At 72.4% G+C, this 26,933-nt stretch carries 28 protein-coding genes, 1 pseudogene and 2 riboswitches; of the genes and pseudogenes, 18 read left to right on the top strand and 11 right to left on the bottom strand.

Going from position 1 to position 26,933, the window contains the following annotated elements; genetic code table 11:
* Positions 1-156: 156 nt before the first annotated feature.
* Complete coding sequence (locus tag ACFV6E_RS03540; RefSeq protein ID WP_385168275.1) at positions 157-861, bottom strand: TetR/AcrR family transcriptional regulator; 705 nt, start codon at positions 859-861, stop codon at positions 157-159.
* Between the two features lie 408 nt (positions 862-1,269).
* Between ACFV6E_RS03540 and ACFV6E_RS03535 the strand changes: the two genes are divergently transcribed.
* From ACFV6E_RS03535 to ACFV6E_RS03505, 7 genes are all read left to right on the top strand, one after another.
* Positions 1,270-2,466, top strand: a complete 1,197-nt coding sequence (locus ACFV6E_RS03535; RefSeq protein WP_385168272.1) for an ATP-binding protein — start codon at positions 1,270-1,272, stop codon at positions 2,464-2,466.
* The gene (locus ACFV6E_RS03530; RefSeq protein WP_385168270.1) at positions 2,463-2,882 is read left to right on the top strand and encodes a roadblock/LC7 domain-containing protein; all 420 of its coding nucleotides are present in this window, start codon (positions 2,463-2,465) and stop codon (positions 2,880-2,882) included. The genes ACFV6E_RS03535 and ACFV6E_RS03530 overlap by 4 nt, the downstream gene beginning before the upstream one ends.
* Positions 2,879-3,268: a DUF742 domain-containing protein gene (locus ACFV6E_RS03525; RefSeq protein ID WP_385168268.1), complete on the top strand. Its 390-nt coding sequence runs from the start codon at positions 2,879-2,881 to the stop codon at positions 3,266-3,268. Before ACFV6E_RS03530 ends, ACFV6E_RS03525 begins: the two co-directional genes overlap by 4 nt.
* Positions 3,243-3,848: an ATP/GTP-binding protein gene (locus tag ACFV6E_RS03520; RefSeq protein WP_385168265.1), complete on the top strand. Its 606-nt coding sequence runs from the start codon at positions 3,243-3,245 to the stop codon at positions 3,846-3,848. Before ACFV6E_RS03525 ends, ACFV6E_RS03520 begins: the two co-directional genes overlap by 26 nt.
* Positions 3,845-5,185: a cytochrome P450 gene (locus ACFV6E_RS03515; protein ID WP_385459137.1), complete on the top strand. Its 1,341-nt coding sequence runs from the start codon at positions 3,845-3,847 to the stop codon at positions 5,183-5,185. The genes ACFV6E_RS03520 and ACFV6E_RS03515 overlap by 4 nt, the downstream gene beginning before the upstream one ends.
* 379 nt (positions 5,186-5,564) lie before the next feature.
* Positions 5,565-6,704, top strand: a complete 1,140-nt coding sequence (locus tag ACFV6E_RS03510; protein WP_385459135.1) for a tryptophan dimethylallyltransferase family protein — start codon at positions 5,565-5,567, stop codon at positions 6,702-6,704.
* 51 nt (positions 6,705-6,755) lie between these two features.
* A complete protein-coding gene (locus ACFV6E_RS03505; RefSeq protein WP_385168257.1) occupies positions 6,756-8,129 on the top strand; it encodes a tryptophanase in 1,374 nt (457 codons plus the stop codon).
* A gap of 66 nt (positions 8,130-8,195) precedes the next feature.
* On the opposite strand, the gene ACFV6E_RS03500 is transcribed toward ACFV6E_RS03505, so the two are convergent.
* Entirely contained in the window at positions 8,196-8,675 is a 480-nt protein-coding gene (locus ACFV6E_RS03500) for a DUF2199 domain-containing protein (RefSeq protein ID WP_385459133.1), read from the bottom strand.
* Between ACFV6E_RS03500 and ACFV6E_RS03495 the strand changes: the two are divergent.
* The 3 genes and pseudogenes from ACFV6E_RS03495 to ACFV6E_RS03485 form a co-directional block, all read left to right on the top strand.
* Positions 8,637-10,337 (top strand): annotated as a pseudogene (locus ACFV6E_RS03495) (glycoside hydrolase family 3 C-terminal domain-containing protein); the annotation flags it as partial. The gene ACFV6E_RS03500 and the pseudogene ACFV6E_RS03495 sit on opposite strands and share 39 nt — an antisense overlap.
* A gap of 78 nt (positions 10,338-10,415) precedes the next feature.
* Entirely contained in the window at positions 10,416-10,922 is a 507-nt protein-coding gene (locus tag ACFV6E_RS03490) for a carboxymuconolactone decarboxylase family protein (protein WP_385168237.1), read from the top strand.
* 95 nt (positions 10,923-11,017) lie between these two features.
* A riboswitch (cobalamin riboswitch) is annotated at positions 11,018-11,123 on the top strand.
* 232 nt (positions 11,124-11,355) lie between these two features.
* Complete coding sequence (locus ACFV6E_RS03485; protein ID WP_385168234.1) at positions 11,356-11,955, top strand: histidine phosphatase family protein; 600 nt, start codon at positions 11,356-11,358, stop codon at positions 11,953-11,955.
* Between the two features lie 9 nt (positions 11,956-11,964).
* On the opposite strand, the gene ACFV6E_RS03480 is transcribed toward ACFV6E_RS03485, so the two are convergent.
* Positions 11,965-12,717, bottom strand: coding sequence for a CbtA family protein (locus ACFV6E_RS03480; RefSeq protein ID WP_385459131.1), 753 nt, complete (start codon positions 12,715-12,717; stop codon positions 11,965-11,967).
* A gap of 21 nt (positions 12,718-12,738) precedes the next feature.
* Positions 12,739-12,960: a CbtB-domain containing protein gene (locus ACFV6E_RS03475; RefSeq protein WP_385168228.1), complete on the bottom strand. Its 222-nt coding sequence runs from the start codon at positions 12,958-12,960 to the stop codon at positions 12,739-12,741.
* A 61-nt stretch (positions 12,961-13,021) separates the two neighbouring features.
* Positions 13,022-13,095: riboswitch (cobalamin riboswitch) on the bottom strand.
* A gap of 394 nt (positions 13,096-13,489) precedes the next feature.
* Between ACFV6E_RS03475 and ACFV6E_RS03470 the strand changes: the two genes are divergently transcribed.
* Positions 13,490-15,094 carry a GMC oxidoreductase gene (locus ACFV6E_RS03470; protein WP_385459129.1) on the top strand — a complete coding sequence of 535 codons (1,605 nt, stop codon included), beginning with the start codon at positions 13,490-13,492 and terminating at the stop codon, positions 15,092-15,094.
* A gap of 311 nt (positions 15,095-15,405) precedes the next feature.
* Positions 15,406-16,881 (top strand): MFS transporter, encoded by a 1,476-nt coding sequence (locus ACFV6E_RS03465; protein WP_385459127.1) that lies wholly within the window; start codon positions 15,406-15,408, stop codon positions 16,879-16,881.
* Positions 16,882-16,907: 26 nt separating this feature from the next.
* Here the strand turns inward: ACFV6E_RS03465 and ACFV6E_RS03460 are convergent, their stop codons facing one another.
* On the bottom strand, positions 16,908-17,237 hold the full coding sequence (locus tag ACFV6E_RS03460; protein WP_385168220.1) for a hypothetical protein: 330 nt from the start codon (positions 17,235-17,237) through the stop codon (positions 16,908-16,910).
* A gap of 37 nt (positions 17,238-17,274) precedes the next feature.
* On the opposite strand from ACFV6E_RS03460, the gene ACFV6E_RS03455 reads away from it, so the two are divergent.
* Positions 17,275-17,661, top strand: a complete 387-nt coding sequence (locus ACFV6E_RS03455; RefSeq protein ID WP_385459125.1) for a hypothetical protein — start codon at positions 17,275-17,277, stop codon at positions 17,659-17,661.
* Between the two features lie 63 nt (positions 17,662-17,724).
* Here the strand turns inward: ACFV6E_RS03455 and ACFV6E_RS03450 are convergent, their stop codons facing one another.
* Positions 17,725-18,693: an alpha/beta hydrolase gene (locus tag ACFV6E_RS03450; RefSeq protein ID WP_385459123.1), complete on the bottom strand. Its 969-nt coding sequence runs from the start codon at positions 18,691-18,693 to the stop codon at positions 17,725-17,727.
* Positions 18,694-18,898: 205 nt separating this feature from the next.
* Between ACFV6E_RS03450 and ACFV6E_RS03445 the strand changes: the two genes are divergently transcribed.
* Positions 18,899-19,381 carry a MarR family winged helix-turn-helix transcriptional regulator gene (locus ACFV6E_RS03445; RefSeq protein ID WP_385459121.1) on the top strand — a complete coding sequence of 161 codons (483 nt, stop codon included), beginning with the start codon at positions 18,899-18,901 and terminating at the stop codon, positions 19,379-19,381.
* A 53-nt stretch (positions 19,382-19,434) separates the two neighbouring features.
* Here ACFV6E_RS03445 and ACFV6E_RS03440 read toward each other — a convergent pair whose 3' ends face one another.
* Together ACFV6E_RS03440 and ACFV6E_RS03435 are read right to left on the bottom strand one after the other, a co-directional pair.
* The gene (locus ACFV6E_RS03440) at positions 19,435-20,103 is read right to left on the bottom strand and encodes an NADPH-dependent F420 reductase (protein WP_385459201.1); all 669 of its coding nucleotides are present in this window, start codon (positions 20,101-20,103) and stop codon (positions 19,435-19,437) included.
* Between the two features lie 49 nt (positions 20,104-20,152).
* Positions 20,153-20,989: an inositol monophosphatase family protein gene (locus ACFV6E_RS03435; protein WP_385459119.1), complete on the bottom strand. Its 837-nt coding sequence runs from the start codon at positions 20,987-20,989 to the stop codon at positions 20,153-20,155.
* Between the two features lie 192 nt (positions 20,990-21,181).
* Here ACFV6E_RS03435 and ACFV6E_RS03430 point away from each other — a divergent pair, with 192 nt between their 5' ends.
* From ACFV6E_RS03430 to ACFV6E_RS03420, 3 genes are all read left to right on the top strand, one after another.
* Positions 21,182-22,108, top strand: a complete 927-nt coding sequence (locus ACFV6E_RS03430; RefSeq protein ID WP_385176884.1) for a LysR family transcriptional regulator — start codon at positions 21,182-21,184, stop codon at positions 22,106-22,108.
* Positions 22,109-22,203: 95 nt separating this feature from the next.
* Positions 22,204-22,803: an isochorismatase family protein gene (locus ACFV6E_RS03425; RefSeq protein ID WP_385176883.1), complete on the top strand. Its 600-nt coding sequence runs from the start codon at positions 22,204-22,206 to the stop codon at positions 22,801-22,803.
* A 10-nt stretch (positions 22,804-22,813) separates the two neighbouring features.
* Positions 22,814-23,722: a GlxA family transcriptional regulator gene (locus ACFV6E_RS03420; RefSeq protein ID WP_385176881.1), complete on the top strand. Its 909-nt coding sequence runs from the start codon at positions 22,814-22,816 to the stop codon at positions 23,720-23,722.
* A gap of 21 nt (positions 23,723-23,743) precedes the next feature.
* On the opposite strand, the gene ACFV6E_RS03415 is transcribed toward ACFV6E_RS03420, so the two are convergent.
* The gene (locus ACFV6E_RS03415) at positions 23,744-24,505 is read right to left on the bottom strand and encodes an SDR family oxidoreductase (RefSeq protein ID WP_385459117.1); all 762 of its coding nucleotides are present in this window, start codon (positions 24,503-24,505) and stop codon (positions 23,744-23,746) included.
* Positions 24,506-24,664: 159 nt separating this feature from the next.
* Between ACFV6E_RS03415 and ACFV6E_RS03410 the strand changes: the two genes are divergently transcribed.
* Positions 24,665-25,477, top strand: a complete 813-nt coding sequence (locus tag ACFV6E_RS03410) for a helix-turn-helix domain-containing protein (RefSeq protein ID WP_385176879.1) — start codon at positions 24,665-24,667, stop codon at positions 25,475-25,477.
* Between the two features lie 61 nt (positions 25,478-25,538).
* Here the strand turns inward: ACFV6E_RS03410 and ACFV6E_RS03405 are convergent, their stop codons facing one another.
* Together ACFV6E_RS03405 and ACFV6E_RS03400 are read right to left on the bottom strand one after the other, a co-directional pair.
* Complete coding sequence (locus tag ACFV6E_RS03405; protein WP_385459115.1) at positions 25,539-26,207, bottom strand: isochorismatase family protein; 669 nt, start codon at positions 26,205-26,207, stop codon at positions 25,539-25,541.
* A 20-nt stretch (positions 26,208-26,227) separates the two neighbouring features.
* Positions 26,228-26,932: a DUF2470 domain-containing protein gene (locus ACFV6E_RS03400; protein ID WP_385459113.1), complete on the bottom strand. Its 705-nt coding sequence runs from the start codon at positions 26,930-26,932 to the stop codon at positions 26,228-26,230.
* Position 26,933: the final 1 nt, after the last annotated feature.

The following is a 26,933-nucleotide window of genomic DNA, read 5'->3' as shown; positions in this document are numbered from 1 at the left end:
CGGACGGTCGGCGACCGTCCGGGGCCGGGCGGCCGGCGCCGCGGAGGCCGCGGCGGTCGCCGGAGAGTGAGTCGAAGGGGCGGTCGCCGGCCGGGGTCGAGTTGCCGGCCGGGAGGCCGAGTCGGAGGGTGAGTCGTCAGAGGGCCGGGGGCGTCGTCACCGGGGCTGGTCGGGCATGAGGTCGCGGAGCAGGGCGGCGACGTGCCTCAGGTCGGCGGCAGGCGAGAGGCCTCCACCGGACTCACCGGATCCGACGGGCTCGCCGTCCTCCCCCTCCTCCTCGTCGCCGTCCGCGGACCAGCGTTCGAGGCCGACCCTGACGACGGACAGGGCGATGCCCGTGATGAGGGCGGCCAGTGGGTTCGCCGCGGGGACGCCGAGGCGTTCGGAGACGACGCCGGTCAGCTCGCTCTCGAAGGCGTCGAAGCGGGCGTGCAGGACGGCGCCGAGTTCGGGGTTGGCGGACGCGACGCGGAACATCGCCCGGAAGTGCCGGCGGCCGCCCGGCAGCGGGTGCTCGTCGTCGAGCCGGCCGACGAGCGCGTCCACCAGGTCGTCCAGGACGCGACGCGGGTCCGGGTCCCCGGCCGCGAGCCGTTGCCGCATCTCGTCGGTGAGCGGCGGCGGCCCCGCGACGAGGGCGGCTTCCTTGGCCGGGAAGTAGTTGAAGAAGGTCCGCGGTGACACCCCGGCCGCCACGCTGATCATGTCGACCGTCACCGCCGCGTACCCGTGCCGCTCGACCAGTCGCACGGCGGCGACATGGATCGCCTGCGCCGTCTCGCGCCGGCGCCGGGCGCGCAGGCCCTCCGGTGCGGCGGCGGACGCCTTGGGGCGCGGGTCACGGGAAGAGGAGGTCACCTCCTCATTCTTGCAGATCCCGCAAAGATTGCACAAACTGCAAGAAAGGCGGAGCGTCACAGCGCCGCGAAACCCCCCGGTAACCCCCCGGCACCTCACCGCGAGTACAGTCCCGACCGGCCGGAGCGATCACATGCCCACGGCGTGTCCGACTCGACAAACCCCGATGACGACTACTCGGCAGCAACGCGAAGTTACCGCCGGTTTTACCCAAACCCGGGCACTTCGCCCCAAGTTGACGAGGCGTCAGACGACGCCGATGATATGATCTTGGCACTTGCCGAGCGGATGTTCACTTCCCCCGTGACGCCTGCCGCAAGGATGATCCATGCGGCGCGTGCGGCCGCCGCCAAGGGTCTGCACGGACAGGTTCCAGTAACTGGACTCCAGTCGCTTAAAGAGAGTCAAATGACGAACTACTTGCAGGACCCGGCGGTCTGGACCGTCGCCGCCGGTGTTCCTGTCGCGGCAACGATCATCACGCGCCAGCGCAGGGCGATAAGAGCCTTACGACAGGAGCAGCAGAGACTCGAATCCTCCTACGCCGCCCTGGAAGCCGCGCGCGACGGCCTCGAAATGGACCTCGTCAAGCTGCGGAACGGCTACGAGGACGTCGTCCGCCAGGCCAAGGAAGAGGCCGAGAACGCGACGAAGACCGTACTGAAGTCCGCCATGCGGACGCTCCAGGGTCTCGCCGCGGAGCAGCAGAAGGTCATCTCCCAGCTCCAGCAGAAGTACGGCGAGTCGGCGATTCTGCGGGATCTGCTGGACATCGACCACATGAACAGCCAGTTCGGCCGGCGTGCGCAGTCCATCGCCGTGCTGTGCCAGGGCTACCTCGGCCGGCAGCGCGACCCCGCGTCCGTCTACGACGTGGTCCGCAGCGCCCAGGGCAGGATCCGCCACTTCGAGCGCGTCGAGATCCTCTCCCAGGTGGACTTCGCCGTGACCAGCCGGGCGGTGGAGCCCGTCGCGCTCGCGGTCGCCGAACTCCTGGCGAACGCCACCAGCTATTCGTCGCCCGACAGCGTTGTCGAGATCAACGTCAGGACGGTGCCCAGCGGCATCTGCATCGTGATCGACGACGCGGGCGTCGGTATGAACGAGGAGGAGCGGACCAACGCGTCCGAGCTGCTGTCGGGTACCCGTGCGGCCAGTGTGTCGTCGCTCGGCAACCCGCCGAAGTTCGGTTTCGCGGTGATCGGCGCCCTGTGCGCGCGCTACGACTTCACGGTGACGGTGGACTCCACCTCCCCCTACGGTGGCGTCCGCGCGGTGGTGCTGCTTCCGAAGGAGCTGCTCACGAGCATGCCCGAGCCGAAGAAACTCACTGCTGCCCCCGAGGCGATGTCGAGCGTGGAGGGAGGTGAGCGGGGTGCCTCGGCGACCACGGCCGACGGACTGCCCAAACGCAAGCGCAAACGGCCCATGTCCGTCGTTCCGCACAGAGAGACGCCCGCCCGTCAGCCGGCCCGTTCGAGCGCGGAGACGGCATCCATCATCGGTGCCTTCCAGCGCGGCACCGTGACCGGCCGGATGACTCCGACGGACAGCGCGCGCCAGCCCAGCCCCGCCGATGCACACGAAGGACCTGACGCCCAGTGAGTACTGACTTGTCCTGGATGCTCAACAGTGCGCTGGAGATCCCCGGGGCGCTGCACGCGGTCCTGGTCTCCGCCGACGGCCTGACGATGTCCCGTACCAAGGACCTCGACCGGGACTCGGCCGACAAGGTCGCCGCGGCGATGAGCGGCATGCAGTCGCTCAGCCGGTCCCTCGGGTTCTTCGTCGGCGAGAACACCTATACCGGCGGGCGCACTCTGGAGTGGCGGCAGACCCTGGTGGAGTTCGACGGGGGCTGGGTCTTCCTCGTCTCCGCGGGCACCGGCGCCTACCTCGCGGTCGCGGCGTCGCCCGAGGTCGACATGGCCGACATCACCTTCCGGATGCAGCAGCTCGTCGGCCAGCTGGGCAAGGAGCTGTCGACACCGCTCCGCGAGGGCATCGGCCAACGCCCATGAGCGACCACGACCTGCCCGAGCCCGAGTCGGAATTCGAGGCCGCCGAATTAGTCCGGCCCTACGTCATCACAGGCGGGCGCGAGCTGCCCGCCGATGACCAGTTCACGCTCATCACGCTCGTCACGACCGCCTCCGACCAGCAGCAGCGTCCCACCCGGCTCTCCCCCGAGGAGCAGCAGCTGATGGAGATGTGCTCCGGCGGCTATCTCTCCGTCGCCGAGATCGCCGGGCACGCCCGTCTCCCGCTGGGCGTGATCAAGGTGTTGCTCAGCTCCCTCGCGGAGGGCGGCTACCTGGTCACGCGGGCGCCCGTGCCCCAGGCTCGCCTGGCCGACGTACAGCTTCTTCAGGAGGTGCTTGATGGTCTCCATGCCCGCCTTGGGTGATGACGCCTACGTGCAGCGCGGCGCGGAGCAGACGGCGGTGAAGATCCTGGTCGTCGGCCACTTCGCGGTCGGCAAGACCACGTTCATCGGCACCCTCTCGGAGATCCCGCCGCTGTCCACCGAGGAGAGCATGACGCAGGTCTCCGAGTCGGTGGACGACCTCAAGGGGGTGCGGGGCAAGACCACGACCACGGTCGCCCTGGACTTCGGCCGGCTGACGCTCAGCGACCGCGTGGTGCTGTACCTGTTCGGCACCCCGGGGCAGCAGCGGTTCGTCAACCTCTGGGAGGACATGGCCCGGGGCGCTCTGGGCGCCCTGGTCCTGGTGGACCCCGAGCGGCTGGCCGACTCCTTCGCCATCATGGACCTGGTCGAGGAGCACGGGCTCGATTACGCCATCGCCGTCAACCGCTTCGACGGTACTCCGGAGCGTACGGAGGCGGCGGTACGCGAGGCGCTCGATCTGCTTCCCGACACCCCCGTCGCCGTCGTCGACGCACGTGATGAAAGATCCTCGACAGACGCACTGATCACGCTGGTGCGCTATCTACAGCAACGCGCCGCCCTGGAGCACGCATGACCACCGCCCCCGTTCCGCCGCCCGGCTGCCCCGCTCACCACAGCGGCCGGCCGATACCCCTGCACACCACCGAGTTCGCCGCGAACCCGCACGCCTTCTACGACTACATGCGGCAGCACGGCCCCGCCGCCCCCGTCGAGCTGGCTCCCGGCGTGGAAGCCACCCTGGTCACGGACTACGGCGCGGCGCTCGAGATGCTCCAGAACCCGGGAGTCTTCCGCAAGGACGCGCACGGCTGGCGCGCCCTCAGCGAGGGACGCGTCCCCGCCGACAGCCCGGTGCTGCCGCTGCTGGTCCCCCGGCCCAACTGCATGTTCACCGACGGTGCCGAGCACCTGCGGCTGCGCCAGGCCGTCACCGACAGCTTCGCCCGGGTCAGCGACGTCCGGCTGAGCCAGACCGTCGAGCGGATCGCCCAGTACCTCATCGCGCAGTTCAGCGGCCGGGGTTCGGCCGACCTGCTCAACGACTACGCCAAGCCGCTGCCCCTGTTCGTCTTCAACGAGCTCTTCGGCTGCCCGCCGGAGATCGGCGACCGCGTGATGTTCGGCATCGCCGGCATGTTCGACGGTGTCAACGCCGAGCAGGCCAACCAGGTGCTCTTCCAGGCCGTCAGCGAGCTCGTCGCGACCAAGCGGGCGCAGCCGGGCGACGACGTCACCTCCTGGCTGATGGAACACCCGGCCCAGCTCTCCGACACGGAGATGACCCACCAGCTCGTGCTGCTCCTCGGCGCGGGCGCCGAACCGCTGCGCGGTCTCATCGGCAACACCCTGCACCAGGTGTTCACCGACGAGCAGTTCGCGAGCAGCGGTCTGCTGGACGAGGCGCTCGACGCCACCCTGTGGCGCAACCCGCCCATGGCCAACTACGCGCCGCACTACCCGGCCGTGGACACGGACGTGGCCGGTCACAAGGTCAAGGCCGGGGAGCTGGTGCTGGTGAGCTTCGCCGCCGCCAACGCCGCGCTGGCCCACCAGGGCGGCAGCAACCACGCCCACCTCGCCTGGAGCGCGGGTCCGCACGCCTGCCCGTCGCAGCAGCCCGCCCGGCTGATCACCCTGGCCGCCATCGAGCACCTGCTCAACGAACTGCCCGATGTCGTCCTCGCGGTGCCCGACGAGAGCCTGGTCTGGCGGCCCGGCCCGTTCAACCGGGCGCTGGCCTCGCTGCCCGTGCAGTTCGACCCCGTCAAGTCGCGCGTCCCCGTGCAGCCGCAGCCGCAGGAGACGCCCGAGCAGCCGGAGACGGTGCAGTCCCCGGCGGCCGGTCCCGACCCGGACAAGGGCAAGCGTCCCGGGCGCTGGAGTGCCTTCCTCACCTGGCTGCAAGGCTGAGACCAGGGCGGGAGCTGTGCGGACCCAGTGTGACGTACGCGACACAGAGGGTCGCAGCCGGCCGCATGATCGTTTAACCGCTGGGGTAGGACTGCGCGGAGTGTCAGGGGTTGTCTATTGGTGAAGGAGAGGCATTGGAGCCCAACGACATACCCGCTCACCGGTCCGCGCACCGGCCGCCCCAGCGGCACCCGCTCACCGGGCGAATAACCGCCCGGACGGGCACCGCGCCCGAGGAATCGCACGGTCGGACACCCGCCGCTCGCGGCGGGTATCTTTATGCCTCCGCGTCGGCCTCCCCGCCGCGCGAGGGCGCACCACCGGCCTGCCACCGGCCCCGGCCCCGACCGGTGCGGGGGGTGCGGTGACCGCGGTACCGATGACCGGCGCAGCGGACGCCGGCCCCAGCGAAGCCGTACTCGGCGATCATGTGCACAGCCAGCTCACAGCCCTGGGCAACGTTGTCGGACTGGCGGCGTCGGACACCGCCGCCTACGGCCGGGTCCTGCTGGACGCGCTGGGCGACAGCGCACACCGGCCGTTGTCCCTGCCGCCGGCCTCGCCCAGTTTCATCTCCGACGACCACACCCCGGTCGAGTTCTCCCTCGCCTTCACACCGGGCGCCGCCCCGGTGCTGCGGATGCTGGTGGAGCCGGGGTGGGACTCGGCCGACATGGGCGGCAGCGGCCGCGCCGGCCTGGAGGTCCTGCGGGAGTGGGCGGGGCGGTGGAACTTCTCCACCGACCGGCTCGACACCCTGGAGGACCTGTTCTTCCCGGCCGCCGCGGAAGGCCCGTTCGCCGTCTGGTACGCGCTCGAACTGCGTCCCGGCGGGGTCCCCGGGGTCAAGGTCTATCTGAACCCGTCCGCGGGCGGGGCCGGGCACGCCGCCCGTACGGTGCGCGAGGCGCTGCGCCGCCTCGGGCACCGGGGCGCCTTCGCGGCGCTCCCGGAGGCCGCGGGCTACCCCTTCTTCGCCCTGGACCTGGGCAGTTGGGCGATGCCCCGCGTCAAGGTGTACGTCCGGCACACCCGCCTGTCCACCGATCACGCGCGGGTGCTCAGCCGTGCCTACTCCGATCTGGCGGGAGGTCAGACTAAGGCCTTCTTCCAGCGGGCCACGGAACCGGCACCGGCGCTCGGCCGCGAGACCGACGGGAGAGAGCCGCTGCGGCGGCCGCCGCTCACCACCCACTCGTTCACGGACAGCGGGACCGGCACGGCGAGCGGCTTCACGCTGCACATTCCCGTGCGGGACTACGTCCACAGCGACGAGGAGGCCCACGCCCGGGCCACGGCCCTGCTGACCGACTTCGGCATGGACGCCTCGGTGCTCACCCGCGCCCTGGCCGCCCTCACCCCGCGGGAACTCGGCGACGGCGTCGGCCTGATCGCCTACCTGGCTCTCGCGCACCAGCAGCACCGCCAGCCTCGTATCACCGCCTACGTCTCCTCCGAGGCGTACGCGGTCCGTCCGCCGCTGACCGCCCACCGGCCGGACGAGGCCAGAACGGCCTGAGGCAGGCCGCAACACCACGCAATCCACCCCCGTGCAAAAGGAAAAACCCAAGTGGAGCCGTACCGCATCAAGGTCGTCGAGCCCATCGCCATCACCACCCCGCAGCAGCGCAGGGAAGCCCTGCGGCGGGTCGCCTACAACCCCTTCGACCTGCGCGCCGACGAGGTCACCATCGACCTGCTGAGCGACTCGGGAACCGGGGCGCTCTCCGCCGATCAGCTCGCCGCCGGCATGATCGGCGACGAGTCCTACGCCGGCAGCCGTTCCTTCTACCGCTGGCACGAGGTCGTCTCCGAACTCACCGGCTACCCGCACATCCTGCCGGCCCATCAGGGCAGAGCGGCCGAACGCATCCTGTTCGCCTCGCTCCTCAAACCCGGCACCACCGTCCTGTCGAACACCCACTTCGACACCACCCGCGCCAACGTGGAGCTGACGGGCTGCCAGGCGCGCGACCTGCCCTGCGCCGAGGCCAAGGACCTCGACAGCGGCTACCCCTTCAAGGGGAACATCGACCTCGTGGCGCTGGAGCAGGCGCTCGAGAACTCACACGAGTCACCCGTGGCCGCCGTGCTGATGACGATCACCAACAACGGCGGCGGCGGACAGCCGGTCTCCATGGACAACCTGCGGCGGACCTCGGAACTGTGCCGCCGTTACGGCGTTCCGATGATCCTGGACGCCGCGCGCTTCGCGGAGAACGCCTGGCTGGTGACCCGCCGGGAGCCCGGCTACCGGGACCGCACCCCCCGGCAGGTCGCCGAGGAGGCGTTCCGCCTCGCGGACGGCTGCGTCGTGAGCGCCAAGAAGGACGGCATCGTCCACATCGGCGGCTTCATCGGGCTCAAGGACCCCGAGCTGGCCGAGCGGTGCAACGGGCTGCTGATCGCCACGGAGGGCTTCTCCACGTACGGCGGTCTGGCCGGGCGTGACCTCGACATGATGGCCCGGGGCCTGATCGAGGTCACCGAGCCGGCCTACCTGGCGGAGCGCGAGGAGGCCGCCGCCTACCTCGCCGACCGTGTCCGCGACGTCGGCGTGGACATCGTGGAGCCCTCCGGCCTGCACGCCCTTTACCTCAACGCCGGGCGCCTGCTGCCGCACATCCCGCCGCACCAGTACCCGGGCACCGCGCTGGTCTGCGAGCTGTACCTGCGCGGCGGCATCCGCTCCGCGGAGCTGGGCTCCCTCTACCTCGGCGAGGAGGACGAGCACGGCAACCCGGTGAGGAGCGCGCCGTACGAACTGGTGCGGCTGGCGCTGCCGCGCCGGGTCTACACCCGCAGCCACTACGACCACGTCGCCCGCACCCTGGCCGACGTGGCCAAGAACCCGGGCGCGGTGCACGGCTACCGCATCGTGGGCCAGTCCCCGATCCTCCGCCACTTCAGCATCCGCCTGGAGCCGGTCGAGACCACGGGCTGAGACCGGGCAGCGCACACCGGCCGCGCGGGGGAACCGTACCCCCGCGCGGCCTTGCGGTCTCCGCCCCTATGGCTGCCGTCCTCTGTCGCCGCCGGGGTGGAGCACGCCGGCGGCGACGTCCCGCACGCGCTCCAGGGTGATCCCTGTCCGCTGCTCGACGGCGAGCGGGTGGCCGGTGGGTTCGAGCTCGACGCAGGGGCGCTCGCCCACCGGGCGGATGTGCACACGGTTCCTCAGGTTCAGCGTGGTCGACGGGTAGGCGAGCAGCTCGGTGGTGAGCCGGCCGAAGTACGGCTCCTCACACTCCCGGCCGGCCGTGTACCACAGGTCTGCCGCGCGGGAGAAGTTCTCACGGCTGAGAAAGACCCAGACACCCCAGGAGAACAGCTCGCCGCTGCCGACGACCGGCATCTCGATCAGGCCCTTGACGACGTAGTGCTGCGCGTCGATCACGCACTGGTCCGACGAGAGCAGGCAGTCGTCGGCGTCCGCGAAGGCCGCGTCCCACACGGCCGGCGGGCCGGGGTGGGCGTGGTGCTGAAGCACTTCGCCGGGCAGGGCGCCACCGTCGGCGGGCGCAACAGCGCGGCGACCGAGCTGGGGCTGCGCGAACTGCACGAGATCCACCTGACGGCCGCGCGGGCGGGGGTGGCGGCCGGGGCCGCCGGGCTGATGGCCGCCTACAACGAGTTCGACGGGCTGCCCTGCGTCGCGAACCGCTGCCTGCTCACCGAGTTGCTGCGCGAGCAGTGGGGCTTCGACGGCATCGTCATGGCGGACGGCACGGCGGTGGACCGGCTGGTACGGCTGACCGGCGATCCCGTCTCCGCCGGGGCGCTGGCCCTGGACGCGGGCTGCGATCTGAGCCTGTGGGACGACTGCTTCCCCCGGCTCGGCGAGGCGGTGGAACGCGGGCTGGTGTCCGAGGGTGCGCTCGACGCGGCGGTGTCCCGGGTACTGACGCTGAAGTTCCGCCTCGGCCTGTTCGAGCAGGACCTGACGGAGGACACCGTACGCGCGCACGCGGGGCAGCCGGGCGAAGCGGCCGAGCTCGGCGAGCGGATCGCCCGCGCCTCCGTGACCCTGCTCGCGCACGACGGACATGTCCTGCCGCTGTCGCGTGCGGCGGGGCGGGTCGCGGTGCTCGGCCCGAACGCCGACTCCGTACCGCAGCAGATCGGCGACTACACGGCGCCGCAGCGGCCGGGCACCGGCGTCACCGTCCTGGAGGGCGTCCGCGCGTCCGCCGCGCCGGGCACCGAGGTCGCGTACGCGCCCGGGTGCGCGCTGGTGGGCGACGACCTCTCGGACATACCCGCGGCGACCGCGCTGGCGGCCGGGTCCGACGTGGCCGTCCTGGTGCTGGGCGGCTCCAGCGCCCGTTCCGCCGACACCGCCTTCGAGGAGAACGGGGCGGCCGTCACCGATTCGGGAACGGCACCCGACATGACCTGCGGGGAGGGCGTCGACCTGGCGGACATCGCACTGCCGCCCGCGCAACTCGCCCTCCTGGACGCCGTGTCGGCCACCGGCACCCCCGTGGTGGTCGTCCTCGTCCAGGGCCGCCCGCACGCCCTGCCCGACCTGACCGGCACCGCGGCGGCCGTGCTCAGCGCCTGGTACCCGGGCCCGGGAGGCGGCCGTGCGGTGGCGGACGTACTGCTCGGCGACGCCGAGCCCCGAGGACGCCTCCCGGTGTCCCGGCCCCGCTCCGCCGCCCAGCTCCCCGTCTTCTACAACGGCAAGGACCACCGCTACCGCGGCTACGTCGACCAGAGCGCCGCCGCCCGCCACGCCTTCGGCCACGGCCTGTCGTACACGACCGTCGCCTACGGACCACCCCGCCTGTCGCGCACTTCCGTCACCGCCGACGCCCCGGCCCTCACCTGCCGGGTCACCGTCCGCAACACCGGGACCCGACCGGCCCACGAAACGGTCCAGCTCTACGTACGCCGCCTGACGGGCACCACCTCCTGGCCCCGCGTACGCGAACTGCGCGGCTTCGTCCACCTCGACATCGCTCCGGGCGACGAGGCGGAGGCGGTCTTCCCCATCGGCCCGGACACCCTGGCCTCACTGGACCGCGCCCTCCGCCCGGCGGTGGAGCCGGGAACGGCCGACCTGGAAACGGGCCCGGCGTCCGACCGCACGCAGGGAGCACGACTGGAGATCACCGGCCCCGCCGGCTCTCACCTTCCGCAGAAATGATCTCCCGCGCCGGTCACATCTCCCGCGCACGCTCCGTCAGTGCGGTGACAAGCACGAGCCAACGCTGAGGAGATGGCCATGACCACACGTTCGATCACGGCGGAGGTTCCGACGGGGCCGCGGATGACCGAGGATCCGTCGGAGCTGGTGCCCGAGTTGTCCGAGGTGGCGGCGGCGCTGTTCAAGGTCACCGGGAACGGGTCGGTTCCGCGGTCGACGGTCATGCTGGTGCAGCTGCGTGCCGGGCAGATCGCCGGCAGCACCTATCTGACCGTTCTGCACACCAACTTCCTGCGCAAGGCCGGGGAGTCGGAGGAGCGCATCGCCTCCGTGGCGTCCTGGCAGGACTCGCCGTACTTCACCGGTGCCGAGCGGGCCGCGCTGGCCCTGACGGAGGCCGTGCTGCACCCGCGCACGGACGGTGAGCGAGTGCCGGACGAGCTGTACGCGGAGGCGACCGAGTACTACGAGGGCAAGGCGCTCGCGACGCTGATGTTCGCGATCGGCCAGGTCAACTTCTTCACGGTGATCGCGCTCATCGCCAAGCCGGTGCCCGGCCGGCCGCTGTCCGCTCCCTGGAACTGAGGTCACGAGGGGGGCGGGAGGCCCGTGCGGTCCCGTCCCGGGAACGCACGGGCCTTCCCGTGTCCGCGCACGGCCCCAGGTCACGGCCCCGCCGCCGCATGCGCCACAATCAACGCACTGGGCGACGGGAGCCAGGAAGCCGGTGCGAATCCGGCGCGGTCCCGCCACTGTGACCGGGGAGCGGTGTCGCCGGTCCGACGGCAGGGGCGAGGACACCCCGGAGAGGATCGACCGTGACGACCCGCGGTGCGCGCGCCGGCCGTGGAGGCGGTCCTGTTCGACGCCGGTCGCCGCGTACGGCGCGGGCCTGTGGCCGAGGTACTGCCCGCCGCCCGGTCGGACGCGCCGGGCGGCGAAGCCGCGCGAGACGTACGGGAGGACCGATGACCCCGACACGCACGCGCACACCGACCGGACGCTGGAGGACCGCCCCATGACCACTCGAGTCGTCTTCATCTCGCCCGCGATGAACACCGCGCTGCGCCGGGCGCGGTTCGACGACGGCACGGCGTCGCTCGACGACACCGGCAGGGCGCAGGCCCGCGCGGCGGCCGGAACCCTGCCGCCGGCCGCCCGCGTCGTCGTCTCCCCCGGCGCGCGCTGCCGGGAGACCGCCGCGGCGCTGGGGCTCGGCGGGACGGCCGCACCGGAGGCTCAGCTCGCCGGTCTGGACACGGGACGCTGGCGGGGCCTGACCCTGGACGAGGTCGGCGCCGCCGAACCGGCGGCACTGGCCCGCTGGCCGGCCGACCCCGCGTCCGCGCCGCACGGCGGCGAGTCGGTGCGGGACATGTGCGCGCGGGTCGGGCGGTGGCTGGACACCGTGGCCGGGAGCGACGGCCGCCTGCTCGCCGTCGTGGAACCGGACGTCGTACGCGCCGTGGTGGTGCACGTGCTCGGCGCACCCCCAACGGCCTTCTGGCGCGCGGACGTTCCCCCGCTGACGTCGACCTCGATCACCGGTCGGGCCGGCCGCTGGAACCTCGGCCTCGGACAGCCGCTGAGTCCCGGGACGGCCGACGGCGTTTCCTGAACGCCGCGGTCAGTGGGGCACGGTCACCGCCGGAGGGCGCGCCGCCTCGGCGGGCCGGGGATTCAGCAGGCGTTCGGCCAGTTCGCCGAAGACGAGCCCGAAGGCTCCCCACAGGACGACCTGGATGCCCAGCGCGGAGAGCCGGAACCGCCACAGCACGGTGGCCGGGAAGTCGGCCGGCACCTCGTCGAAGGCCGGCAGCAGCGCGTACGCCGCCCCGGTCAGCACGGCGAAGGCGGCCACCGCCGCGACGGTCGCCCACCAGGTGCCCAGCCTCGGCGCGAGCCGTTTGCCGAGGACGGTGACGCCGATCGCGAGGAGCGCGCCGAGCAGCATCATCAGGAAGTACAGGGTGGTCCGCCTGCCGATGGTGTCGGGGTCGCCGACGGCGGGCGGGTTGGCCGGGTACTTCAGGAACGGTACGACGTAGACCGCGAGCAGGGCGCAGCCGGACAGCAGCAGCGCGGTGGCCCGCGGGGAGAAGCGGCCCACGCGGCCCAGGGCGAAGCAGTAGGCGAGGGCGGCGATGCCGCCGAATGCGACGCCGTAGAGCAGGACGCCGGTGGCGAGACCGCCGGTGGACTGCAAGGAGCGCGAGAAGACCTCGGTCTCGTGCTCGTGGGAGTGCGCCGCCTCGAAGCCGATCGCCTTGTCGACGTTCGGTTCGCCGAGGAAGTAGGCGGCGAGCAGGGCGAGCACGCCGGCGGCGAGGCCGGCGAGCATGCCCCGTACGAGGAGGTTCCGTACGGTCGCGGAGTTCATGGGTGTGGTCGGCGCCCCTCGTCAGTGGCAGGGGAAGCCGAGCAGGTGGCGGGCGTCGTGCACCCACTCGTGGACGTCCTCGCCGGAGACGACGGCGGTGGCGCCCTGCTCGGCGCCGACGAAGTACAGCAGGACCAGCATCAGGATGCCGAAGAAGACCGCCCACGGGACGATCGCGCCGATCGGCAGCTTGGCCGGGAGGGCGGGGGTGGTGGCGGTCGGTGGGGCGACGTGCTGCGCCATGGCAGGGCCTCCTTGGGGAATTCGCGTCCCGTCTCGGTGGTGCACTGGACGACGGCTACGGGTCTGACTCGCCGCCACCCCTCGCGGGGCGGTGGCACACAGTGGCGCGACCGTGCCGGATTCCCACCGGCTTCCGTTCTGCCGTCGTCGATATCACCACGACCGTACTCGCCGTCCGGTGCCCGACCAATACCGGGCCGACCGTCGGGACCAGCCCTTTCCTCAACGTTTACCTGTGCCCGTACGGGAGAGGACGACCGCCCGCGCGGGAGGACGGCGCGGACGGCAGAGGCCGGAACCGGGAGAACGAAGCCCGCAGACATCCCCAGACATCTCTGTAGACATCTTGTCACTGAGTGACAGCAAGCCCTACCCTCCCGATGTGACCGCCCAGTAACTCACGTGCGCCACAAGCGAATTCGTGTGTACCGCCGACCGCCGGACCGGTCCGTCCAGGCCGTCGAAGCACCGGGCCCCACCCCCGCCCCGTCCGTCGGCCTGCCTCCCTCCCCTCTCACAGGAGCAGCCCATGTCCCCCACGACCAGGCGCACCTTCCTCGCCTCCGCCGCCGGACTCGCCGCGGCGGGCACCCTCATGACCCCCGGACGCTCGGCCGCCGCGTCCCCCCGCCGCGTCCGGCTGACCAGAGAGGAGCACCGGGTCGTCGTCATCGGCTCGGGCTTCGGCGGCGGTGTCGCGGCGCTGCGGCTCGCCGAGGCCGGTGTGCCCGTGACCGTCCTGGAGCGCGGGCGGCGCTGGCCGACCGGCCCGGACGCCGACACGTTCCCGCGCATGTCGAGTCTGGACGAACGGGCGCTGTGGTACGGCACCTTCCCGGAGGCCGTCAGGCCGCTCGCCCGGCTGATCGGCACGCCGCTGAATTTCGCTCCTTACGCCGGGCTCCTCGAGCCGGTGCTCGGCCAGAACATCCTGGGCGTGTGCGCGGCCGGTGTCGGCGGCGGCTCGCTCGTCTACCAGGGCATGACGCTCCAGCCGTCGGAGGCGGTGTTGGACACCTGGCTGCCCGAGCTGCTCGACTACCGGCGCATGGACCAGGTCCACTATCCGCGGGTGGCCCGGATGCTGGGCGCGGCGACGGCGCCCGACGCGCTGATCCAGTCGCCCACGTACTACGCGGCGCGCGTCTTCGCCGAACGCGTCCGAGCGGCCGGTTACGGCGTCGAGAAGATCCCCATGCCCATCGACTGGGACTACGCGCTGGCCGAACTGCGCGGCGAGATGAAGCCGTCGTACACCAACGGCGACTGCGCGCTCGGCGTGAACAACGGCGGCAAGCACTCCGTCGACGTCACCTATCTGAAGCAGGCGGAGGCGACGGGCCGGGTCACCGTCGCCACGCACCACAACGTCACCGCCGTCGCCCGGGCGGCGGACGGCCGCTGGGAGGTGCACGCCGACCGCACCGACGACACCGGCGAGGTGCTGGAGCAGAAGATCCTCACCGCGGGGGCGCTCGTCATGGCGGCGGGCAGCCTCAACACCAGCAGGCTGCTGGTCCGCGCGAGCGCCACCGGGGCCGTTCCCGACCTGCCCGACGGCCTCGGCGAGGGCTGGGGCACGAACGGCGACCGCATCTACGCCTGGACCGACCTCCAGGAGGACTTCGGCGCCGAACAGGGCGGACCGGTGATCTACGGCAGCAAGGACTGGAGCGACCCGGCCACCGCGAACACGGTCATCCAGGCGTCGCTGCCGCCGCTGGGCCTCGACACCAGGACGACGATGCTGGTCGGCTTCGGCGTGAGCGCCGACCGCGGCCACTTCCGGTACGACTCCGCCACCGACTCCGTAGGGCTGTACTGGCCCCGGGACGGCGACTCCGCCGTCCACGGGCGGATCGAGGAACGGGTGTCCCGGGTGTCGCGCGGAATCGGCGCCCTCACCGACACGAACAACCTCGTCAACAGCACCTGGCACGCTCTCGGCGGCGCCAACATGGGCACCGTGTGCGACCTGGAGGGCCGGGTGCTAGGCCAGAAGGGTCTGTACGTCCTCGACGGGGCCCTGATCCCCGGCACCACGGGAGCGTGCAACCCGTCGATGACCATCGCCGCGGTGGCCGAGCGGGCCATGGACGCCCTCACCACGGAGGACGTCGGCACCGTCATCTGACGCCGAACCGCTGCGAAACCGCCGCCGCCGTGTGCGGGAGAACACCGCCGTCCCCGGCCGGCCCGCACGCGGAGATCCGGTGACCCCGGGGAAGCGAATCACAGGTCACCGGTGTGCGCTGCGTAACCCTGGGCATCAGCTCCGACATGCGCCGAACGATCAGTGCGGCACAGAATTCACTGAGGCGAACAGCGATCAGTGGTAACGCAGCGGTACAGCGACAGAAAGGCGGCGGCAGCGTGATCAACGCCCAGCCCGACGGCCCGTCCGGTCCCCTCGGCCGGGTGAGGATGCCCGCGACAGTCGCGAACATGCCACACCAGGTCCGGGAGGAGCTGGCCCGCCGGCTCCGCCGCAGCAAGCGCGGCTTCCGCAAGGAGGACGTCCAGATCGTCGAGGGTCCCCTGCTCAAACGCGCCGTCGGCGCCTCCGCGCTCGGCAACTGCATGGAGTGGTTCGACTTCGGCGTCTACAGCTACCTCGCCGCCACCATCGGCAAGGTGTTCTTCCCCGGCGCCTCCCCGGGCGCCCAGCTGATCTCGTCCTTCGCCACCTTCGCCGCGGCGTTCGTCGTCCGGCCGCTGGGCGGTCTCGTCTTCGGACCGCTCGGCGACCGCATCGGCCGGCAGAAGGTGCTCGCCACCACCATGATCATGATGGCGGCCGGCACCTTCCTGATCGGCCTGATCCCCAGCTACGCCACCATCGGCATCGCCGCGCCGATCCTGCTGCTGATCGCCCGGATAGTCCAGGGCTTCTCCACCGGCGGCGAGTACGGCGGCGCCACCACCTTCGTCGCCGAGTACTCGCCGGACCGCCGCCGCGGCTTCCTCTCCAGCTGGCTCGACTTCGGCACCTTCGTCGGCTACGCGCTCGGCTCGGCGCTGGTCACCGTGCTGAACCTGGCGCTGACGGACGACCAGATGCTCTCCTGGGGCTGGCGCCTGCCGTTCCTGATCGCGGGCCCGCTGGGCGTCATCGGCCTGTACATGCGGATGAAGCTGGAGGAGTCCCCGGCCTTCCAGCAGCAGCTGGACGAGCACGAGAAGAGCATGGCCCAGGAGTCGGCGGGCAGCGAGTTCAAGACCATCGTCAAGACCCACTGGCGTCCGCTGCTGCTCTGCATGGGCATCGTGCTGCTCTACAACGTCACCAACTACATGGTCACCGGCTATCTGCCCACCTACCAGACGGAGACCGTGGGCCGCTCCAGCGGTTTCGCCGACATCCTGGTCCTGATCGGCATGGTGTGGATCGTCCTCCTGATCACGTTCCTCGGCCGGCTCAGCGACCACGTCGGACGCCGACCGCTGTACGCCGTGGGCGCGGCGGCGATGATCGTGCTCGCCGTACCGTCCTTCCTGCTGCTGAAGTCCTCCAGCACCTGGGAGCCGGTCGTCGGCGTGCTGATCCTCGCCACCCTGCTGGCCTGTTTCGCCGCACCGAGCGCCGCCACCCTGCCCGCCCTCTTCCCCACCGCCGTGCGCTACGCGGCCATGGGCATCGGCTTCAACTTCGCCGTGGCGGCCTTCGGCGGTACCACCCCGCTGGTCACCGAGGCGCTGGTGAACGTCACGGGCGACGACCTGATGCCCGCCTACTACCTGATGCTGGCCGGTGTCATCGGCCTGGTGACCGTCAAGTTCCTGCCGGAGAGCGCGCAGGTCCCGCTCGACGGCTCCCAGCCGATGGTCGGCTCGCCCGAGGAGCAGCGCGAGCTGATCGAGTCCTCCCACGACCTCTACCGCTTCGCCAAGCAGCGCTCCAAGGCCGGCAAGGCCGGCTGACCCGCAGCGGCGGGCCGCCCGCCGGGTCAGGCGGCGTGCGGAGCGTGCGACCGGCGCCGGGCCAGGACGGCGACCCCCGTCAGCAGGACCAGCAGGAGTCCGGCGAACCAGGTCATGACCGTGGTGGCGGCGAGGCTCAGGGTGGCCAGGCCGACGCCGACCACCGGCAGGGTCAGTCCGAGGTAGGCGATGAGGAAAAGACCGGCGAGCGCCTCGCCGCGCCGGGCCGGGGCGGACATCGCGCTGACCGTACCGACGGCGGCCTTGAACAGGACCCCGGCCCCGGCACCCGCGAGCACGCCGCCGGTGAGGAACGCGGCCAGGCTCGCGGTGTGCATCCCTGCGACGAGGACCACGACACCGGTCTACGCGCTGCACGTCAACCGGAGCGTCGTGTACGTCGTCAGCCGCATGCGGGTGCTCGACACGGAGCGGCGCGACTGCTGCGGCACCGCCCCCGCGACGTGGGAGGACCCGGCGTTCCCCGGGCACGACGACTGGTCGGCGCTCGGTGCCGAAGGCTGCGGCGCCACGGCGGTGCACGTCGACGCGACCCCCGTACGCTTCGGCACCCCGGTACCCGGCTCCCTTCTGGCGACGCTGACCTGGCGCAACGGCCGGGGCCGGACGCGCGGCCTGAAGTACGTGGTGGACGGCCGTCTCGAGCGCTCGATCAGCCTCCAGGGGTTCTACCGGCTGACGCCCGAGTCGGCCGGTGAGCTGGCGGGGCTCGCCGGTCCGCAGGGGGAGTCGGGCGGGACCGTCACGACACCGGCGTGACCGGCCCGCCCCGCGCGAAACGAGAGGGCCGGGCAGACGCCCGGCCCTCCGTCGGACGGCAGGTCAGTTCGTGCCGAGCGCCCCGCGCAGGACGGTGACGACCTGGGTGATGGCGGCCTGGGCGGCGTGGGTCTCGCGCAGCGCGTTGAGCATCACGAAGTCGTGGATGACGCCCTGGTAGCGCACCGCGGTCACCGGCACCCCGGCCTCACGCAGCTTGCCCGCGTACGCCTCGCCCTCGTCGCGCAGCACGTCCGCCTCGCCGGTGATGACCAGCGCCGGCGGCAGCCCGGCCAGCTGCCCGGTGCTCGCGCGCAGCGGGGAGGCGGTGATCTGCGCCCGCTCCGCCTCGTCGGTGGTGTACTGGTCCCAGAACCACTGCATCCCGTCCCGCCGCAGGAAGTACCCCTCCGCGAACTGGTGGTAGGAGGCGGTGTCGAAGCTCGCGTCGGTCACCGGGTAGAACAGCACCTGCTGCACCAGCGCCACGTCCCCGCGCTCCTTGGCCATCAACGTCAGCGCGGCACTCATGTTGCCGCCCACCGAGTCCCCGGCCACCGCCAGGCGCGTGCCGTCCAGGTTCTTCGTCGCGCCCTGCTGCACCACCCACTGGGCGACCGCGTAGTTCTGCTCGATGGCGACGGGGTAGCGGGCCTCCGGGGACAGGTCGTACTCGGGGAAGACCACCGCCGCGCCGGTGCCCACGGCCAGCTCGCGCACCAGCCGGTCGTGGGTGTGGGCGTTGCCGAACACCCAGCCCGCCCCGTGGATGTAGAGGATCACCGGCAGGGTGCCCGCGGCGCCGGCGGGCCGCACGATCCGGGCCCGGACACTGCCCGTCGGCCCGCCCGAAACGGTGATCCACTCCTCGTCGACGGCCGGCTTGTCGATCTGGCCGGACTGCACCTCGTCGACCGCCTTGCGGCCCTCGGCCGGCGCCAGGTCGAACAGATAGGGCGGATTGGCGGTCGCCTCCGCGAACGCGGCAGCGGCCGGCTCGAGTACGGGGCGGGGTGCGGAGTTCTCAGTCACGGTGGCTCCTCGTCGGATGCCGGGGCGGCACCGGGATGGGCAGCCCTCGGCGGTTCGTGCGGGCCGTTCGGCGAGCACGAGGCAAACGTAGCCCTCGACTAAGTCGTGCGCAACCGAATCGAGTCCGACTGAGGCGTGGGCGCTCATAAAGGTAAGGTGAAAGATCGGTCGTTCGACCCCATGGAGCCGAGCCGAGGAGCCACAGATGACCGCAGCACCCCCGCACGCCGCCGCACCCGGCGCAGGGGCCGCGCAAGAGGCATCCCTGCTGCTGGACGACCAGCTCTGCTTCGCGCTCTACGCCGCTTCGCGCGCGGTGACCGCCCGCTACCGGCCGCTGTTGGACGAGCTTGGCCTGACCTACCCGCAGTACCTGGTGATGCTCGTCCTGTGGGAGCACGGCTCGGCGTCGGTACGCGCCCTGGGCACCGCCCTTCAGCTCGAGTCCAGCACACTGTCCCCGCTGATCAAACGGCTGGAGGCGAACGGCCTGGTGAACAGGGAGCGCCGCAAGGACGACGAGCGCTCGGTCTCCATCACCCTGACCGGGGCGGGCACGGCCCTGAAGGAGAAGGCCCGCGCCGTCCCCACGGCCATCGGCGACGCCATGGGTCTCACCACCGAGCAGCGGAACACGGCCCTGCGCCTGCTGCGGCTGCTGACGGCCAACGTGACCGCGGGAGCCTGACGCCCGCGGCGCATAGGGAGCCGTCGCGCGGCGGGCGCCGCCGGCCGACTCGGTCAGCGGGCGAGGGACACGGCGAACGGCTTCAGTCCGTGGCGGCGCAGTACGTGCGGGACGAGCAGGACGGCCGCCTCGGTGGCGCGGGCGGTGGCGATGCCACCGAGGTCCTCGATCCACTCTGGCCGCCAGCCCAGGTCGGCGAGGAGGCCCTCGGTGACGGTCTTGGCGTGCGCGTCGTCGCCGGACAGGAAGACGGTGGGCGGGGTCGCCAGGGCGGCGGGGTCGGTCATGACCGTGAAGAGCATGGTGTTGAGCGTCTTGACGACCCGGGTGGCGGGCAGCGCCTGCTGGAGCCGCTCGGCGAGGCTGCTCCCGGGATAGCAGAGGTCCGAGGGCAGCCCGTCGGGGTCGTGCCGGGTGGCGTTGGAGACGTCGACGAGGATCTTCCCCGCCAGTTCGCCGTCCAGCGCGGACAGGCGGGCCAGCGCGCTGTCGCCCGGGGTCGCGTTGACCACGACGTCGGTGGTGGCGGCCGTGGTGCGCTGGTCGGCGTGGCGTATCGGCCGGGCGGAACCGGTCGCGTCGGCGGCGGACGTCTCGGGCGGCCGGCGGTGGCCGAGGGTGACGTCGTGTCCGGCGGCGGCGAGTGCGCGGGCGAGGCCGGTGCCGACGCGGCCGGCGCCGAGGATGCCGATGCGGGTGGTGCCGATGGCGGTCATGCTGATGTGCTCCTGACTGGGTGATGGCCGGAACGGCCCAACTCGTAACAGATGGTCAGGCGAGCGGGGACAGGACCCCGACGGCCGCGGCGTGGATGCCTGGGGCGGCGGCCAGGAAGTCGGAGCTGACCAGGCTCCACGGTTCGCCGTGGAGGTCGGTGACGGTGCCGCCGGCCTCGGCGACCAGCAGGGCGCCGGCCACCAGACCCGAGCGCACGTCGGAGAACTGCCAGAAGGCGTCCGTCCGTCCGGCGGCGACGTGGATCAGTTGCAGGGTGGCGGGCACGGAGACGCGGACGACGAGCCCGCTGACCAGCATCCGCGTGACGGAGGCGCCGATCCGCCGGAGCGTGTCCTCGTCCTCGCCGGGCCGGGCCTGCCCCGTGCCGGTCAGGGCCGCGCCCAGGTCGGTCTTGGCGGACACCCGCAGCGGCGCGCCGTTCAGCCGGGCGCCCTGTCCGGCGACCGCGGTGTAGTCGTCGCCGGTCAGCGGAAGGTGGACGACCGTGAGGACCGGCTCGTTGTCGCGTACGAGGGTGGCGGTCACGGCCCAGTCCGGCATGCCGTGGACGTGGTTGATGTTGCCCTCGGCCGGGTCGACGACCCACCACTCCCCCGGCGGCAGTGCGCCGCCGGCGAGTTCGTCGTCGGCCCAGGCCGCACCCGGCCGGGCGGCCAGCAGGGGTGCCTTCAGTACGTCGAGGACCGCGTCGTCGTTGGCGTGGATCGCCGCGACGATCTCGTCCGTGCCGGTGGCGTCGGCGTGCGGGGTGAAGCGCTCGCGCAGCCGGTCACCGGCGGCACGGACGATCACGGTGACCCGGTCGAGCAGGTCTTGGTCAAGGCCGCCGGTGCTGTCGGCGGTCCTGGTCCTGGTGGTCCTGGTGGTCATGGCTGCTCCCGGTACGGCCGGACACAGCGGCCGGCGCTCAAAGGACGGTTACGGCCGGACACAGCGGCGCCGGCGCTCGAAGGCTGGTGGGGAAGTCGGGCCGGCGTGTGCTGCTCCGCCGTCCGTGCTCCGACCGTAGGCAAGCCGTGAAGCAACAGCAAGTGCATGCTTGTAAGCCCTAGCATTACTCTCATGCAATTGGACTTGAATCTGCTGACGGCGCTGGACGCGTTGCTCGAAGAGGGCAGCGTGGCCGGTGCCGCCGCCCGGCTGCACGTCACGGCCCCGGCGATGAGCCGGACCCTGGGCCGGATCCGGCATGCCACCGGCGACGAGATCCTGGTACGCACCGGCCGGACGATGGTCCCCACCCCGCACGCGCTGGAGATCCGCGCCCAGGTCCACGACCTCGTCCACCAGGCCCGCCAACTCCTCAGCCGGGAGCGGCACTTGGACCTCGCCGGCCTGAGCCGTACCTTCACCGTCCGCTGGCACGACGCGCTGGTCTCGGCCTGCGGGCCCGCCCTGCTCGCCGAGGTCCACCGGCAGGCCCCGGGCGTCCGGCTGCGCCTGGTGGCCGAATCCGGCTCGGACACACCGGAGTTGCGGCGCGGCGAGGTCGATCTGGAGTCGAGCTCCGCCGCGCCGTCGGTGCCCGACGTCCGGCACGAAGTCATCGGCGAGGACCGTCTCGTCGTGGCGGTCCGCCCCGGTCACCCGCTGGCCGAAGGGCCGCTCACCGCCGAGCGCTACGCCGCCGCCGAGCACGTCACCGTCTCCCGGCGCGGACGGCTGCGCGACCCCGTCGACGACGCCCTGGCCGCCCTCGGACTCGACCGCCGGGTCATCGCCGCGGCACCGAGCACGGCGACAGCGCTGCGCCTCGTCCACGACACCGACCTGGTCGTCACCGTCCCCGAAGCCATCACGGCCTGCGCCCTGCACACCCACACCTTGCGGACACGCCCCCTCCCCTTCGCCATGCCACCGATCCCCCTGCACCTGCTCTGGCACCAGCGCCACGACAACGACCGCGCCCACGCGTGGCTGCGCGCGCGGGCCGGTGCGGCGCTGCGGGCCGTGTTCGGCGGGGCAAAGAGCCCGTCGACAGGTTCGTGACGGCTGCCGGGTGCTTCCACCGCTGACCGGATCCGTCCGCTCCCCGACCCGATGCGGCCTGTCGGCGGGGTAGGGGTGCGGATCAGGCTTGGGGCATGAGCAACGCATTGATCGTCATCGACGTGCAGGAGTCCTTCCGGGCCCGGCCGCTGTGGGAGACCACCTCCGATCTGAAGATCGCCGACAAGGTGGACCGGCTGGTCCGGCTCGCCCGGGAGGCCGGGGACCTCGTGGTGTGGGTGCTGCACTGCGAACCGGGCAGCGGCGGTGTCTTCGACCCGGAGCTGGGGCACGTACGGCTGATGGCGGAGCTGACGCGGGCGGAGGGCGAGCCGCTGCTGCACAAGACCTCGCACAACGCCTTCACCACGACCAACCTCCAGCAGCTCCTGACCGAGCGCGGGGTCCGCGCGCTCACCGTCTGCGGCCTGCGTACCGAGCAGTGCGTGGAGACCACCACGCGCCTCGCCTCCGACCTCGGCTACCGGGTCACCTTCGTCGTCGACGCGACCGCCACCAACCCGATCCCGCACCGCGACGCCCCGGAGGGCCAGAGCGTCGGCGAACTGCTGGCCGACCCGCGCACACTGCCCGCCGAGGAGATCGTCAGGCGCACGGAGTACGCGCTCGCGGGACGCTTCGCCACCATCGCCACGGTGGACGGCCTTGAGTCCGCGGCCGGCCAGCGGGCATGATGACCGGATCGTGAGCCACGTCGTCTTCTTCCTGGTGCCCGGGGTCCATCTGCTGGACCTGGCGGGACCCGCGCAGGTCTTCTCCACCGCCGCGGACTTCGGGCACCCGTACACGCTCTCCTACGTCGCCGAGCGGGCGCAGGTGCCGTCCGCCCAGGGGGTGCCGCTGGGCGCCGGGCCGGACTGGCCCGCGCTCGGGCCCGAGGACCTGATATTGGTGCCCGGCTGGCGGGGCCGCACCCTGGCCGGCGGCCCCGTCATCGGCGCCGCCCCGCTGCGGGCGCTGCGGGACCACCACGCCGCTGGCGGCACGGTGGCCAGCGTCTGCGCCGGCGCCGAGGCGCTCGGCCGGGCGGGGCTGCTCGACGGCCGGCGCTGCACCACCCACCACGACGTGCAGGACGAGCTGGCCCTGCGGCACCCCGAAGCGGTGGTCGTGCGCGACGTGCTGTTCACCGCCGACGACCGGGTGGTCACCTCGGCGGGCATCGCCAGCGGCATCGATCTGGCGCTGCACCTGGTCGCGGCGCGGCACGGTCCGGCCGCCGCCGCCCGGGTGGCCCGGGAGATGGTCGTCTACGCCCGCCGCAACGGTCACGAGCCGCAGGCCAGCGCCATGCTCCGGCACCGCTCCCACCTGGACGACACCGTGCACCGCGCCCAGGACCTCATCGACGCCCGGTTCGACCGGCCGCTGCCGCTGGCCGCCCTCGCCTCGGCCGTCGGCGTCAGCGAACGCACCCTCACCCGGCTCTTCGGCCGGGCCACCGGGCTCACCCCGCTGCGCTACCAGCAGACCCTGCGCCTCGAACGCGCCGAGCACCTGATCAGTCACGGCGCGACGATGGACGCCGCGGCCCGCTCGGTGGGTTTCGAGGACCCGCGCATGCTGCGCCGCCTGCGCGCCCGCACGGCCTGACCCCGCGAGGGACCGGTGTCCCTACCGGCGGCCCGGGAGCGAGGCGAGTGCCCGGGACCGCTGGGCGACCAGCTCGTCGTAGGTGCCGTCGCGCTCGGCCCACCGGTGCATCAGCACGCCCTCGACGAGGATCTCGTGCGGGGTCGGCTCGGTGCGCAGCAGGTCCATCACCTCGGTGGCGAACTCGGCCAGGCCGAGCGCGTGGGGCATGCGCTCCGCCAGTTCCGGTGTGGTCGCGACGGCCGGCGGGACGAGTTCGGACACCTCGACGCCGGTACCGGCGAGCTGCGCCCGCAGCGCCTCGGAGTACGCGTGCACGCCGGCCTTCGTGGCGGCGTACGTCGGCATGACCGGGAACGGCAGGAAGGCGATGCCCGAGGTGACCGTGACGACGGTGCCCGCGCCGCGCCCGACCAGGTGCGGGGTGAAGGCGTCGACGACGCGGATGGTGCCCAGCAGGTTGGTCTCGACCGTCTGCCGCGCGGCATCGAAGTGCGCGGGGTCGCGCAGGTCCTCGGGGAGCATGACCCCGGACATCGTCACGACCGTGTCGAGGCCCGGGTGGCTGGCCAGGACGGTGTCGCGGGCCCGGTCGACGCTGTCCTGGTCGGTCACGTCGACGGGCACGGTGGCCAGCCCCTCGGCCGCGAGCCGGTCGAGCAGGCCGGTGCGCCGCCCGCCGACGACGACGGTGCTGCCGGCCGCGGCGAAGCGGCGGGCGAGTTCGAGGCCGATGCCCGAGGTGGCTCCGGCGAGGAAGACGGTGCGGTTGCTGATGTCCACTGAACGCTCCTGGTCACAGGGCCGGCGGCGACGAGCGGCCGGCCCGGTCGATGGAGCCTTCAGTGTCGGTCCGGCCGCGGCGCGCAGACAGAGCCCCCGTCTTCCGGGGTCCTGTCAGGGCCCCCTTGACGAGGAGCGCCCTGAACTACGCTTCGGGACATGAGCGACGACGGCCACGCCAACCCGCTCGGCAGCTATCTGCGGGCCCGGCGGGCGCTGGTCACCCCGGAGCAGGCCGGGATCCCGCCGGGCACCAAGCGCCGTGTCCCGGGACTGCGCCGGGAGGAGGTCGCCCTGCTCGCGGGCATCAGCGGCGACTACTACCTGCGCCTGGAGCGGGGCCGTGACCGCAATCCCTCGGTCCAGGTGCTCGAAGCGCTCGCGCGGGTCCTGCGCCTGGACGAGCTGGAACAGGAGTACCTGCTCGGCCTGGCCGCCCCGCGCCCGAAGCCGCGGCGGCGCCGCAGACCGGAGCGCGTGCCCGCGCGGCTGCACCAGCTCCTGGCGAGCGTTCAGGTACCGGCGTTCGTGGAGGGGCGCGCGTTCGACGTGCTCGCCTCCAACCGGCTCGCCGTGGCGTTCTCACCGCGGCTGCGGCCCGGGCACAACCGCCTGCGGTCGCTGCTCCTGGACCCTGAGGAGCAGGCGTTCCAGCAGGACTGGACGCGCGCCTCGGAAGGGTTCGTCGCCGCCCTCAGGAGGGCCATCGGCGACGACACCGGCGACCCGCGGTTCGTGGATCTCGTGGGCGAACTGTCCCTGTCCAGCGAGCGGTTCCGTACGCTCTGGGCGCGCCACGACGTGCGCGGCCTGGACGGCGGCACCACCACCGTGCGCCATCCGGTCGTCGGCGAGCTGTGCCTGCACCGGGACAAGCTCCCCGTGGAGGATCTGCTCCTGGTCCTGTACTACGCCGACCAGGGCAGCGAGAGCGCCGAGAAGCTGAGCCTGCTGGCCTCCACCGTCGCCTGAGCGGCCGGGCGCCGGCAGCGCCCGGGGAACCGTCCCCCGCCCGGGTGACCGTCCCCGCCCTTCAGCCCGCCGCGGCGTCGGCGCGCCCCCCGCGGAACGCCTCCAGCACGGCGTCGGTGGTCACGACCGTGGCGCAGGTGGCGGCCAGCCACCGTACGGCCATCTCGTGGTCGCCGGCCGTCCGGTCGACCACGGCGTCGCCGACCACGAAGGGGTCCAGATCCTGCATCCAGGCCTCCGCGGCGGTCAGCAGTACCTCGGTGCGGGCGGCGGCGCCGACCACGACGAGCTGGTCCCGGCCCAGTTCCGTCAGCCGGGCCCGCAGCCGGGTGCCGACGAACGCGCTGTACTGCTTGGCGGTGAACACGATGTCACCGGCCTGGGGTCTGACGACGTCGGCGACGGCGCGGGCCTCGGCCTCGGCGGGCGGTTCGAGCAGCGCGTGCCGCGCCCCGCCGGCCACCTCGGCCTGTCTGGCCCGCTGTCCCGGGATACGTACGGCGTACACGACGGGCACGCCGACCGAGCGGGCGGACCGGGTCAACCGGTCGATGTTGCCGAGGAGTTCACCGACGGGTGCGCTGTCGCGGAGGGCGTGCAGGAGGTACTTCTGCACGTGCTGGACCACGAGCACCGACCGGCGCGGGTCGATGATGCCGCCCGGCGGGCCGTCGGCGGGCGGGGACGCCGCGCCGGGCATGGGGTAGGGGGCGGTGGAGGACGACGTCATGGGCTTTGGCCTTTCTCGGCTCAGGTCAGCAGGTGGCCCGTGTGGGAGAGGCGGCGTGCCGCGGCCAGGAGGGCGTGGATCTGGGGTCCGACGTGGTCGATGTGGTGCACGGGCGTCCTGAACGGCAGCCGGACGTCGCGGTGTGAGCGCGGGTGTTCGAGGCGCAGGGTCAGGCCGTAGCGGTCGATCGCCACCGGCAGGACGCGCCGCACTCCGCTGTCCGGGAGCGGACGGGTGAGCCGCAGCAGCAGCGGGACGAGTTCGGCGTGGTCGTCGACGAGGTGGGTGAGCATGCGGGCCTCGGCCGTCGCCAGCGGGTCGAGTTCGGTCGCCTCCAGTTCCTGGAGGGTGACGAACGCGCGCCCCGTACCGTCCTCCAGCACGCCCTGCCCGAACTCCATGCAGGTGCTCTCCGGGGACGCGGGGTCGTACGGCTCCGCCAGCAGGCCGGTCAGGGTGACCCGGGCGCGCAGCCGGTCGCGTACGGGGGTGGGGGCGATGTCGGTGAGTTCGAGGCGGACGGGGATCCGGGCGCCCGGCGGAGTGCCGGTGCCCTCGAAGGGAGCGTGCAGGTGGAAGTGGCCCATGCTCCCGGTGCCGTCGAGACTGCGGACTTCGCTGTGCCGCCCTTCGCTCAGCACGGTCAGCGAGTGGGCGGCGGCCAGGATCGAGCGGACGCGCTCAGCGGGTGCGGGCGCGCTGGCACGTGTGGGGGTACGACGCATC

This window comes from Streptomyces sp. NPDC059785 (assembly GCF_042732375.1).
In the GTDB taxonomy this organism is placed as follows: Bacteria; Actinomycetota; Actinomycetes; order Streptomycetales; family Streptomycetaceae; genus Streptomyces.
The sequence above is the reverse complement of the archived record's forward strand: the minus strand, read 5'-3'. Positions and strand labels throughout refer to the sequence as shown.